This window comes from Zavarzinella sp. (assembly GCA_041399155.1).
Lineage (GTDB): Bacteria > Planctomycetota > Planctomycetia > Gemmatales > Gemmataceae > JAWKTI01.
Genome location: JAWKTI010000001.1, coordinates 981,782 through 994,107, shown reverse-complemented (window position 1 = coordinate 994,107; position 12,326 = coordinate 981,782). Strand labels below are relative to the sequence as shown.

The 12,326-nt window shown below is 46.6% G+C and carries 13 protein-coding genes; 5 read left to right on the top strand and 8 right to left on the bottom strand.

The genetic code is table 11. The features are described from left to right. Positions 1-14: 14 nt before the first annotated feature. Together R3B84_04240 and R3B84_04235 are read right to left on the bottom strand one after the other, a co-directional pair. Positions 15-707: a hypothetical protein gene (locus R3B84_04240; GenBank protein MEZ6139762.1), complete on the bottom strand. Its 693-nt coding sequence runs from the start codon at positions 705-707 to the stop codon at positions 15-17. Positions 708-748: 41 nt separating this feature from the next. Beyond that, positions 749-1,159: a DUF2752 domain-containing protein gene (locus R3B84_04235; GenBank protein ID MEZ6139761.1), complete on the bottom strand. Its 411-nt coding sequence runs from the start codon at positions 1,157-1,159 to the stop codon at positions 749-751. Positions 1,160-1,279: 120 nt separating this feature from the next. On the opposite strand from R3B84_04235, the gene tilS reads away from it, so the two are divergent. Continuing rightward, positions 1,280-2,269: a tRNA lysidine(34) synthetase TilS gene (tilS, locus tag R3B84_04230; protein ID MEZ6139760.1), complete on the top strand. Its 990-nt coding sequence runs from the start codon at positions 1,280-1,282 to the stop codon at positions 2,267-2,269. 9 nt (positions 2,270-2,278) lie between these two features. Here the strand turns inward: tilS and R3B84_04225 are convergent, their stop codons facing one another. After that, positions 2,279-2,635, bottom strand: coding sequence for a hypothetical protein (locus tag R3B84_04225; protein MEZ6139759.1), 357 nt, complete (start codon positions 2,633-2,635; stop codon positions 2,279-2,281). Positions 2,636-2,714: 79 nt separating this feature from the next. Between R3B84_04225 and R3B84_04220 the strand changes: the two genes are divergently transcribed. Continuing rightward, a complete protein-coding gene (locus tag R3B84_04220; GenBank protein ID MEZ6139758.1) occupies positions 2,715-3,995 on the top strand; it encodes an MFS transporter in 1,281 nt (426 codons plus the stop codon). Between the two features lie 120 nt (positions 3,996-4,115). Beyond that, complete coding sequence (locus R3B84_04215; protein ID MEZ6139757.1) at positions 4,116-5,495, top strand: hypothetical protein; 1,380 nt, start codon at positions 4,116-4,118, stop codon at positions 5,493-5,495. Between the two features lie 3 nt (positions 5,496-5,498). Here the strand turns inward: R3B84_04215 and R3B84_04210 are convergent, their stop codons facing one another. The 3 genes from R3B84_04210 to hdhA are packed head-to-tail and all read right to left on the bottom strand — an operon-like array spanning position 5,499 to position 7,734. Further along, entirely contained in the window at positions 5,499-6,110 is a 612-nt protein-coding gene (locus R3B84_04210) for a MarC family protein (GenBank protein MEZ6139756.1), read from the bottom strand. Between the two features lie 14 nt (positions 6,111-6,124). Further along, positions 6,125-6,922: an SDR family oxidoreductase gene (locus R3B84_04205; protein ID MEZ6139755.1), complete on the bottom strand. Its 798-nt coding sequence runs from the start codon at positions 6,920-6,922 to the stop codon at positions 6,125-6,127. Positions 6,923-6,966: 44 nt separating this feature from the next. After that, a complete protein-coding gene (gene hdhA / locus R3B84_04200) occupies positions 6,967-7,734 on the bottom strand; it encodes a 7-alpha-hydroxysteroid dehydrogenase (GenBank protein MEZ6139754.1) in 768 nt (255 codons plus the stop codon). 311 nt (positions 7,735-8,045) lie between these two features. On the opposite strand from hdhA, the gene R3B84_04195 reads away from it, so the two are divergent. Both R3B84_04195 and R3B84_04190 read left to right on the top strand, forming a co-directional pair. Then, complete coding sequence (locus tag R3B84_04195; protein ID MEZ6139753.1) at positions 8,046-8,624, top strand: sigma-70 family RNA polymerase sigma factor; 579 nt, start codon at positions 8,046-8,048, stop codon at positions 8,622-8,624. Continuing rightward, a complete protein-coding gene (locus R3B84_04190) occupies positions 8,621-8,857 on the top strand; it encodes a zf-HC2 domain-containing protein (protein ID MEZ6139752.1) in 237 nt (78 codons plus the stop codon). Before R3B84_04195 ends, R3B84_04190 begins: the two co-directional genes overlap by 4 nt. A gap of 14 nt (positions 8,858-8,871) precedes the next feature. Here R3B84_04190 and R3B84_04185 read toward each other — a convergent pair whose 3' ends face one another. Further along, positions 8,872-9,609 carry a CPBP family glutamic-type intramembrane protease gene (locus R3B84_04185; protein MEZ6139751.1) on the bottom strand — a complete coding sequence of 246 codons (738 nt, stop codon included), beginning with the start codon at positions 9,607-9,609 and terminating at the stop codon, positions 8,872-8,874. A 115-nt stretch (positions 9,610-9,724) separates the two neighbouring features. Then, the gene (locus R3B84_04180; protein ID MEZ6139750.1) at positions 9,725-12,106 is read right to left on the bottom strand and encodes a caspase family protein; all 2,382 of its coding nucleotides are present in this window, start codon (positions 12,104-12,106) and stop codon (positions 9,725-9,727) included. Between the last annotated feature and the right edge of the window lie 220 nt (positions 12,107-12,326).

Sequence of the window (12,326 nt, the reverse complement as noted above, 5' to 3'; positions counted from 1 at the left end):
ATGCAAATCTCAGATTAATCAATCTGACGAATTGCATCGGAGCTGGAATCTGCAAAGTGGGTAGAGATTTCCGTGGCGATCTTATGGATAAAATCGCTGCGAAACTTACTGACTTCACCTGGGGATTCAGCCAGAATTTCCCGACCTTCCGGGTACTGTTTTTTGTAGTTGGCTTTGTAAACAGGTTCGTGCTGATCTTTGCGCATGTCGTATGCAAAAATAGATGCATAGATTTCGCCTTTCAGCAGATTTTTCTGTGAATTCGGCACATAAAGATTAAATGACTCGATCTCCACGTAGATCACGATGTCTGAATTTTCTTTTTTGCCAAGTGCGTACATATCCATAGTTTTCCACCCTGGATTCTGTCGCTTGAACTCTTCGATTTTAGATTTGTATTTTACCTGTACTCGGTCTTTATTTGCCGTATACCGTGCCGTCAGAACATCAATCAGTTCGCCATTCAGCAATCCTTCAACAGGTGCCAGTTCGGGATCAATGGTAACACGGTTTGCAACCAGCACATATGCCTTGGTGGGTGGTAGATCATCATCGTCTGGTGCTATGGGAAACTTTGCAGGAATCTGTGATTGTCTGCCGCCTAACAGCAATTCTGGAAGCAGAAATGGGTTGGCACCGCAGCCAAAAGCAGAAAATGCACAAATAGAACCCAAAAGCCACGTTCGGCGCGAAATCCGTTTCGCCATGATAATTTCCCCTGTAGCCGATCCGTCTTTTACAATTACTGCTAAGGAATTGTCAGCAGCATTTGTATCCCCCAACGAATCAGGATGCATACACTAATCAGTCCAAACAACAACGCAAAGGCAAGATCTGCACGTCGAATCCAAAGATACTTTCCCCGCCACGCAGAGATAAATGCCCACGGGATAATTAGCAAGACCAAAATAATCAATCCGGTGCCAATAAAATTGGCCCGCAAAGAGTTTGCAATATCACCCCGAATGAACAATGCAAAACTGGTAGTCATGCCACACGAAGGGCAAGGTGAATTAAACAAATACTTATAGGTGCATGGTGGTAAACCAAGCGATTCGTGTGAACCTGATCGCTTGGGGGTGCCATCTGGATAATAAGGTTGTACCTGTGTTGCTGCAGCGACGACGCACAGCAGCAGGACACCCACCAGAATTAACATCCACCTCATCGACAAGCCATACACCCGTTGTTCTTCACCTTGATCTTGCCCGATAACTGGTGACGAATAATGTTTGCGAGAGGAAGTGTCAAGTGCGGTTCGATTTTCAGGGGATTCATTGTGGCTAGTGGTTTGCTCACTCAGTTGGAGATCTTCTTTCGAGATTTCACTCCCACGGTGGGGCGTCCTGGTATCGTCGCTGTTTCCGGTGGGGCCGATAGCGTTGCTCTCGCCCGCCTGCTGGCGGAAATTTTCACTCCCGGGTGCTTGCTCATTGCTCATTTGAATCACCAGTTACGTGGACCGGAAAGTCTTGCCGATGCAGAATGGGTTAATTGCCTGTTGCCGCAAATCACCCACATTACCGAAACTTTACCTTCAGATAGTTTTACGAATACAGGCTCAGATGGGATCGAAGCCACCGCCCGGAAACTTCGGTACGATTTTCTGGCTCGGATCGCCCACCAGCACCAGGCTTGCTGGGTTGCCACGGGACACACCAAAACCGATCAGGCAGAAACTGTATTACACAGGATCATTCGTGGCACAGGGGTGCGTGGCCTGGGTGCAATTCCAACAGTACGCTTACTTGAGGGAACTGTGCCACTTCTCCGCCCACTGCTGATGGTTGCTCGCAGTGAACTGGAAGATTACTTGCGTGAAATTGGGCAATCCTGGCGGGAAGACAGCACCAATGCAGCGTCAGACTATACTCGAAATCGCATTCGCCACGAATTGATCCCTTTATTAAAAACCTTTAATCCTTCAGTGGAAAACCAGTTAACACAATTAGCAATGCAGGCACAGGAATTGTCAGAAGGTATCGAGGAGTGGTGCGAGCAATTGTTATCGAAAATCGAACTACCACCTGCAGGAAGGGTCCGAATTCTAAGTCGGGGGGAATTTCTGTCGCACCCACGTTGGCTGCAGAAAGAAGTTCTGCGATATTTATGTCGACGGGAACATTGGCCAATTTCACAGTTCACTGCAGTGCACTGGGATCGAATGTGTCAATTCATTGAAAATCAGGTACCGAGAACCGATTTTCCGCAGGGACTGGTGTTGGTCGTACGACCGCAGATAGTCCAGTTTGGACCAACCAAAGAATAACCGAACAAATTAAATGCCCATTTTTGGATAGACATACTGAACATAAGCAATCACTGTGCAGACAGCGATGGCAAGCCAGCCGATCATCATGCTGAAGACCGCAAACCCAGTACAAATGTAGTGTAACTCCTGCTGGGAGCGGGACTTGATTGCCAGGTATCCCAGCACTACCGCCAACATGCTCCCCACTGCGGGTGCGATTAACCAGATCAACTGCTTTGATTGTGCTGCATGCTGAAATGGGATATTTAACAGTTGCCCCACAGGAGCCGCGGCCAGGCAGCTTGCCGCAAAGCCAAGCAAGGCCAGAACAAAAGCAGTTCCAGACAACAATAACCCAGCAGATGATTCTCGAGAAGTTTCCATTTTTCTACTTTTTCCGTAGCAATCAGTGCGAAATACATTAAACTGCTACGAAAATTATATCAGAATTGAAAAACACTCGATGATCTCTCCTGCACCCGGCACCACTCCCAATTCTTTTCGCCCATGGATGATTTGCGGATTGTTGTTGCTTGCCACCGTGTTGAATTACATGGACCGCAATGCGCTCAGCCAGAATGGGGTGCGGATCAAAACCTATTACGGAATTGATAACGCCGCCTACGGTCATATCGAAGGTGGGTATAACTGGGGCTTTGCCGCAGGTGCCATCATCATCGGCATGCTGGTCGATCGTGGGAATGTCCGCTGGATTTACGCGATCATTGTTGTTGCCTGGTCTATAGCTGGCATTTTAACAAGTTATGCCCCCACTTTAACCTACATCATTCTCTGTCGTGTGATGCTGGGCTTTTTTGAATCGGGTAATTGGTCGTGTGGGGTGGTCACGACAAAACGGATTCTCCCACCTGCCAAGCGCTCGATGGGCAATTCACTTCTGCATAGTGGCACCGCAGTGGGGGCAATTTTAACACCACTGGTGATTTTGTTGACTCTCGAAGCCGTGGTCAGCCTGGGCTACCCAAGCAACTCCCCACTTGTTTGGAAAATGCCCTTCCGAGTTGTTGGCATCCTGGGGATCCTCTGGGCAATCCTGTGGCTGGCCATAGTCCGCGATCGTGATGTTCGAGCAGATTCCAACCTGATTAACGAAAAGAAAAGCTCCTACTGGTCGATCTTCAGCAACAAAAAATTCTGGGTCTGTGTCGTCGTCGTGGTTTCGATCAATATCACCTGGCGTTCCTACGGCTTCTGGCTACCGGTATTTCTGCAGCAGGAAAAAGGCTATTCCGAACGAACGATGAACCTGTTAAGTTCTACATATTATCTATTCGCCGATATGGGTTCTTTGACTGTGGGCTGGCTGACCATGCGACTGATTGGTCGTGGTTTCAGTTTCAAATCTGCACGCACTATTGTCATGGTGGGCTGCGTGGGGCTGACTCTGCTGACGCTGATTGCAGCGATACTGCCCAAAAGTGCCATCCTGATCGTCGTTGTGCTGGCCGTAGGCTTTGGTGCAATGGGTTTATTCCCCACTTACTTTACCCTCAGCCAGGAAGTTTCTGCTCACCACCAGGGGAAAGTGACAGGGACATTAAGTGCCATCAACGCAGCAGCATTAGCTGTCATTGTCCCACTGCAGGGGAAGTTGGCAGTCGAAACAAAGTCGTTTTTCTTTTCACTTGGGATGGTGGGCATTGCACCGATTTTTGCTGTGCTGGCGTTCCTGGTGTTTTGGAAGGATAGCGAAACTGGAAAGACATTTCCGACTAAACATTGATTCCATTTTAAAAAAGCCTGTATTGACTCATCTCGACTTTTGAGTTATTCGCCGTTGATGCGATTGGATTTTATCAGGAATTATAACTTCTCAACTACGAGAAGTCGTTGAGTAACTCCCATGCCTATAAATTCTCTGATCATTGCGCTGATAACAGTTGGATTTCTAACATACTTGCCAGTTTATGGTCAAAGTACTTCCAACACAATTCCGCAAACAACGAGTACACCATCTCAGATGAATTCTGAAAATGGCGAACGGATTTCTGAAAGCCCTGAAGTGCTTCAAGCAAACACAAATCAAAATGCTGCACCGTTTTATAATCTATTGTCCTCACCAGAAGAACCAAATGGAGGAGCTTTCATTCAGGTGAAATCGTCTTCACCCGATGTTGGCCTTTTGGTTTATGGTCGGATTGCACTAGATACAGTTACATCCGATGGTCGATTATTATCACCATTTGGATATATTTTTCTGGGACCGGATACTCCAGAAAGCCAGTGGACAAATGTAATTAGCGCACGCCAGAGTACACTGGGTTTTTTGTTTACGGGCCCAAATCTGGGTGATTTCAAAACCCTTGCAAGATTTGAAACATATTTTCTATCGAATGTGATTGATGCCAACGTGTATGGATTGGCCCAATATTATTTGTACGCAAAAGTTTATAACGATGATTGGGGATTTACAGGTGGTGTAACCAATGCGTTAGTGAATCCTCGAGTTCCAAGCGTGCTGAATCCTGCTTCAGGATCAGATTTTGGAAATCTTGGTTTTATGCGTCCTCAACTAAAAGTTGAAAGATTTTTGAGAATCGATGATTTGCTCATGTTGAATCCTCAGTTTGCCTTAACTTCGCCTGTTGGAACAGATTTCTTTCAAGTGCCTACTTCTGGTCCGGATGGAATTCAATTAGGTGAAGAGAATGGATGGCCAAACATTGAACATCGGTTTGGTATCAATCTGGGTGAAAAAGAAGAAAACGCAAGATTCTTTCCCCTTGAATTCGGGTTTTCCGGTGCGATTGGAGAATTGCGATTTTCGCGCAGCAATTTCATTTCGCCAGCAGAACGATTCACCACGTTGGTTTGGATGTATGGAGCAGATTTTCGATGGCAAATCACTCCAGAGTGGGCAATCACGTTGGAAGGATTCTACGGGAATGCTCTGGGAAGTTATGCTGCAGGCATTAAACAAACATTCAATACACAAACAGGTCAAGGAGTTCGCGCTGCAGGCGGTTTTGCAGAAGTCGAATATAAATTTCACCCACAATGGGTTACCCATGGTGGATTCATGATCGATGATGCGCTAGATCGAGATGTTGCCATTGATGGACGAACAAGACAACAAAATGCGTATGGGAACATCATGTATATACATAATAGGTATTTGCAGATAGGAGCAGAGGTAGCCCGATTGTGGGCCGGTTTCAAAGGTGACAATCGGCTAGATAATCAGGCATGGGTATTTCAAACAAAATTCATTTTTACGTTTTAGCAACTACAACATCGTCGTTGGAATTCCGAAACTCCAAAACAACATCTGAATTGCCAACGATAGTTGAAGCACACCAAAAACAGCACCAAGCACCTGCAACACATTTGAGCCAATGTAATTCATGATTTGGTCGGCATAGCGCATTGCTATCAGGTCAAGAATTAGAATTAAAAAAGCCAATGCGATCATCTTTAATTGATTGTTCAAGTTTGGGAAATACGCCCCAAATAATATTAATACACCAACAGCAAAAGGAGGTAGAATCGTAGGAAAAGCAACGGGTGATAATGCGATTCGGTCCGACTTGTCGTCGTTTTGAGATTGAACTGGTGATGGCCACCCTATCAGTGATTGGATAGCAGTTATCAAAAGAAGAATACCCGTTGCGGCAGCCAAAGCCTGTGGTGAAGCTCCCCAGGATTTCATAATTGAAAAGCCAACAAAAACAGCCAGTATTACACCCGCTGCAGCAAAAACAATTGCACGACGAGCAATTCTGTTGCGTCTGTTAGCTTCAATACCTCTGGTAAAGTGAGCAAACGATGGCACTACTTTCAGTGGGCCAGTCATCATAAAGAGAAGGACAAACAATTTTTGAAATGGTAACTCTGGCAAGAGTAACTCCTGAATTATGCTTCGGGGACTAATCTTACTCGACTTGGACCACCAGACACTTGCAAAATCTGGCCACTGACCCAGCCACCTGCTGGAGAAGCTAACCAGAGAAATGCGTTAGCGACATCTTGGGGCGTACCACTTCGACCAGCAAGATTGTTTGGATTCATTAATTTTTCTTGTATTTTTTCATCCAGCCCTGCAGAAGCATAGCCTTCTGTGATTACTGTACCAATGACAACAGTGTTTACCCGAATTTGCTTCGCAAACAAATGAGCGAGGCCTGTCATCAAATGATTCAGAGCAGCTTTAGCAGAACTATACGCAACAAAGTCAAATGCAGGAAGCAAGCTAACCATCGACCCGGAGTTCGTAATGCTTGGATTTTTCGCATTTTTCAAGTGTGGCGCTGCTGCTTCAACCATTCTTAACGCACTGAGTGTGTTGAGCTTGTATGAATTAATCATTTGCTCATTTGTTACTGCCAATGGATCAGGGTTCAGCTCTCCCCAGCCAACATTATTGACCAGTGTTGAAAGCGATCCAAACTCTGAAACAGTTCTTGCAACGCAATCCTGCACTTGCTTTTCATCAGTTACATCACACTTCATTCCAAGAACTTTCTGACCTGTTGCTTCTGAAAGTGCTTTGGCGGTTGCAGCAGCCTTCTCTCCGTTTAGATCTGCTATCATCACCTTTGCGCCTGCTGCCGCAAAGGTTTTGGCAATGGCTTCTCCAATATTTTGTGCACCACCAGTAATCAGTGCAACATGATCAGACATCCGAAATTGTGAAAACGGGTCGAAAGACATACAAACTCCCATTACTAAGTTAATGAACAGAAAACAATTACAGATCAGTCTAATTCCTGGCTACCACCACCGCTAACTGTCAGCACTTGACCACTAATCCAGGAAGAAGCTGGTGTAGCAAGAAACAACGCTGCTGCAGCAATGTCTACCCCTTCGCCTAAGCGACCGAGAGGAGTGTGCTTCAGCATCGTTTGCTCAATTTCTGGGGTCAAGACACTTGCTAGTGCAGCAGTTCGTATTGCTCCTGGTGCAATCGCATTAACACGGATATTATCCGGACCTAAGTCGAAAGCCATGTTTCTAGTAAGATGATTAACAGCAGCTTTTGAAGCACCATAAGAACACATGTGTTTGTTTTTGTTTTCGCCAGCCATTGAACTAATGTTGATAATTGCACCACCCCCTGCCGATTTGAGATAAGGATGTACAATTTGCGATAGTCGAAATAATGAATATACGTTTAGCTGAAAGGCCCAATCAAAATCCGCCATTGGCATCCCAAAAGGCTTTGGGCCCCCTCCGCCAGCATTATTCACCAGTATCGAGAGCGTACCAAACTCTTTTGCAACTGCTTCTACAACAGCAATTCGGTCAGTTTCGCTTGTAACGTCAAGCTGTAGACCAATTGCTTTTGAACCAAACTTACGGCATTCAGCAGCAACATTGTTTGCATCGTCCAGATTTCGATCTGTACATGCGACCATTGCTCCTGATTCAGCAAACATCAATGAAATCGCTTTTCCTATTCCGGCACCTCCACCAGTAACTAGTGCCACCTTACCTGTTAGTGAGAATAAATCGACTATAGACATGAAGTTTGCCTCAAACGTTGTTCATTGGGATGTTGGGAAAGATCTGGTGCAAAAACGAATTTCCGCGGGGATTAACTCTTAAACCAGTCACCATTTATAGATAAAATTAAAATTTTTTAACGCGATTAAGAATACTGTAGGCGCGGTTTTTGGTGTAGACTAGTAATTACCAGATTTCACTTGTATTTTTTTGCTCGCATTTGTTTCCTACAGAGTATAACTGCCATCTGCCCATTTTTTCAGTAAAATGTGCTGATAAATTGATATCGAATGAATCGAATTCATTCGAAGGGCATTCTAACTTGTCAGATATGAACGCCGCACCTACTGCGTTACCGGACCCGAATGAATTAACACCAGAACGAGTGTTTCGGGAGTATATGCCCCGTGTCTATAATCTGGCGCGGCGGATGCTGGGTAACGACTCTGATGCGGAAGATGTTACCCAGGATGTCATCCTTCAGGTGGTGCGGAAGCTGGACACATTCCGTGGGGAAGCAGCATTACCCACCTGGTTGCACCGGATTACAGTGAATGCTGCCCTGGCCCACCGTCGCAAGCGGGCAAAACAGGAAGACGGCCGAGTTTACGATCCATTAGATTCTTTTAATGACGATGGTCACCATGTGGGGCATATTCGCCCGTGGCCACGTTTGCAAGAAGATTTAGTTGTTTCCAAAGAACAACAAGCAGTGATTGATGCTGCAATTGCCAAGTTGCCTGAAATGTATCGTGATGTGTTCGTACTCGCTGATGTGGAACAACTGCCCAATGCAGAAATTGCAGAAATACTTGAATTATCTGTTTCTGCAGTGAAGAGCAGATTGCACCGTGCTCGATTGATGATGAGGGACAGTTTGTCTGAATATTTTGAGGAACGATTGGGATGAACCTAACATGTAAACATGTGACCCAGATTCTGATTGATTTTGTGGATGGGACGCTGGAGGAAGACCAGACACAGATTATCCAACGCCACCTCTGTGGGTGCGTGCCATGCGCTATATATCTCAAAAGTTATGAAGAAACGATCCGCATCACGCACCAACTGCCTGATGTTCCCATTCCCGTTGAGTTTGAAGCTCGCTTGCGGATGATCTATAACGAATCCAAATCGGTCTGAAATTGGCTTCCTCATTAATTTTTCATTTCCAGCCCTGCCAGCACATCGTACATCATGTGGGTTCCAACTGCGATGCCAAAGCCACGTGTTCTGTAGAGTAAGGCAAAGTAAAGCCCTGCGAATATTCGAAAATAAAGCCGAAATCGAAATCCAGGATCGCTGAACGATTCCCCATGTGGTCCGATATGGTGGGCCAGAGCAAATGTCACTGCAGAAAGCACGGCAGCAATTGGTACCGCAATCAGGCTGGGCAAAAACATCAACCGAAGAATCAGCAGCAACCCACCAAAAAGAATAACCCGGAAAAGCACCTCTTCATAAATCCCGGCACCTGCATACATGATAATTTTTTCATATGTTTCTGGTGTCAGTTGAAAATTCAGTGCCTGTAGTGGTACTCCCACCTGTTTCAGCAAGTTGGCAAAATTGCGTGCCACGAGCCAAAGAAGACCAGCGAAGAAAATTCCTTCAATCGCCATGCCAAATATGCTTGAAATCAAGCTGTTGGGCCGATCGCTCCAACGCCAGAGAGCACGCACCAGCAGCACTGCCACAATGATTGCTGGTGCCGCAAGAACTTCGCGCAGGCCAAATTTTTCCAGTCCCCAGCGAAACCACACATCTGCACCGTTGCGAAGAACTTCTGTCGAACCGTGGCTAAGTTTCATCACACCCACTTCGTACACTGCCAGCAGTGGGAGCAGGAAAATCAGGATCGGCCAGGGATGTTTCACCGACTCAAAATAACTCACGTGTACCCTCATTGGCGCAGAGCAGTCCTTAGAGTTATTCGTACCAAAAAGGGAAAAATTGCCAGTAATTTATGAAATATTTTTCATTTATAGAAATTGAATGAGCGATGGGTGCTTAGAAGCCGCCAAAATTTGTACCGACAATCTTAATCCCCACCGAAACAGAACGATCACCTTTTGCCAGCAGTGCCCATGGTGTACCGGGGTGGTCAGTAATGATCGTGTTCAGCAAATCTTTCGCTTCATCGAACATGTCCTTGTACAGGCTATCGGTACGCTTATCCAGTTTTTCATCCGGTGCGACAATGTAGGCATTCTGATCCTTGGTCAGTTCAGCAACCTGCCCACCCACATATTTGGCAACGGCCAGATTGTACTGGTTCACGTAACAAATCCGCAACTTCAACTGAGCAACCACGTAATCGTAATGTAACTGCCACCGCATCGGCTGCTTTTCGCGTGCCTCTTCGAGTTCCACCAGTTTATCCAGGTTGTCTGTGAGAATACTTTCCACAGTAGCAGGCACTCGCTGCACCGCTTTCAAACGTTCTTTCACCTGATCGGTGGTTTCACCTGTGAAGGTTTCGGGCAGTTCGTTGGCTCCACCTTCCTGACGGATACTGCGCATCGTCTTCACCGCATCCAGAATGGCCTGCTGAAACTCATCCGGCTTGGCACCTTCTGCTAACGCACCTTCCATGAATGGTTTTAACTTTTCTTCAGCGAACGGCAGAAAATCGGCCAGTTGTGGGGTGGGGACGTCTTTTCGCAACGATTTAATCGGTGGCAGATTGATGTCGTTCATGATGCTCATAATCAACTGTTTATCAGCCGTAGGTGGGTGTTCCGGGAAGGTGAATCGTGCGGCCAACGCTTCTTTCGAGTTGTAAGGAACTGTGGGACCGGATCTCTTTAATGTTAATTTTGGTGTCTGAGATTTTGTTTCGGCATACTTCCCAGTAAGACTCTCGGGCAGACTGGCAAAATTAATCTTGTCCTTAGTCGCATTAGGAATCTGTTCTTTCACAAATTCGTAGAAAAATTCGACGGGCACATCATCAACCGGTTCTGAAATCCGGTTGGGCTGAGTCAATTTGCCTGCACTGGAAGCAGCTTTAATCAGGCTCAGGAAAAAGCTCCCCTGCAAGTCATACGCGTTATTGAAGCGGGCATAATCCAACTCGAACGAAAGCTCACCTTTCGAACAGGATGTCAGAACACTCACATCTTCGGGTGGGGAGTGCAATGCCGTCTCCAATTCTTCAGACATAGGTCCAGCGTGTGGTTTTTCTGCCCCACGGTCGGGGTGGTAGCGACACACGTCGAAAATAACCACTTTTTCCTGTGCTTTTGACTGCGCCAGCTTCTCATAGACCCATTTCAGAGGGATCAACGATTCCTTATCTTCGAAATCGCCTTCAATCGGTGTCAGATACGCTTCACCATCAATCGTAATGGCATGCCCAGCAAAAACCAGCACCAGTCGATCCTGATCACGGGCGGTGCCAGCAAAGCGTTCAATCGCCCCCTCAATCACATTCTTCAACGGCATCCGATGTTCAGTATCCTTTGCCATTTGATCGCCGTTGGTATTTGCCTTGGTATCTGTGTAAGCATCTGTCAGGTGGTAAAACTGATCCGGTGGCACCTTCCAGCGATCGGCAAGCTTCTTCAGTGTGGCGTGGGTACCACTTCGTTTCCCTTCATCGGCAAAGGCACCGTTATCGCCAGAATGCAGAGCATTGGCATACAGATAACTGTGGATCGAAACTGCCAGCATGCGACGAGGGAATAATCCCGATTGGCCGCTTGATTGAATAATATTGGGTGATGCTGCCCCGGAACCACTGGCGGAAGGGCCGGAAGCAACTTCTGTGTTTTCAGGACCTGATTTGAAAATCGAAGCAAACCAAGGTGGCTGTTTTACACCCAGATAGGTGCCACCAGCAGCAATGCTGACAAAAAACAGACCCAGAACAATAATTTTACCCCACGATCGTGATGCCCCACCCTTGTAACGGCCTTTCCGGCCAGTCGTGGCACTTTGCGTGGTATCAAAGGCGGGAACAAATGTCCCTTGTTGTGGGGCGGGTGCATAAGGATGCTGGTACCCAGGTGGTGGCGCATATCCAGGCGGAGGTGCATAACCCGGTTGTGGATAGTATGGTTGCTGCGGATAACCTTGGGGTGGATAGTACGGGTACGGTTGCTGCGCCGTTCCAGGCATTGGTTCCACCTGCGGCATCGGCTGAACTTCCGGCAGCGGTTCCCATGTGGGTGATGGTTGGCCACTCGGATTCGCACTTGCTGGAGCATTTTTCGGGGATGAGGTCTGTGGGGCTGTGGTTGTACTTGGTGCTGCCCCGGGCTTCATCTTCTTTTTCGATTGCAGCATGGTGCCACAGTGCTTACATTTCAGCACCTGACCAGCCCACGCGGGTGGAATTTTTAATGTTTTTTGACAATTCGGACAATTTGCAACCACGACATTTGACATTGTGCCTACCCACTATCCTTGGTTGGAACGCTAACAAGCAACTCGCTGAACGTATTTTAGACGCAAAATTCGTCCATATAGTTCCGTATGGCAAATATCTGAAAAAATTTCACCCACTGGAAGTGCCTGGGAGAAATCAGTCGCGACTTGCTATATAACGAATCTAATATATATACGATTTTTGAATAAAAGATAATGGTTTCACCTAACTACTTTTCTG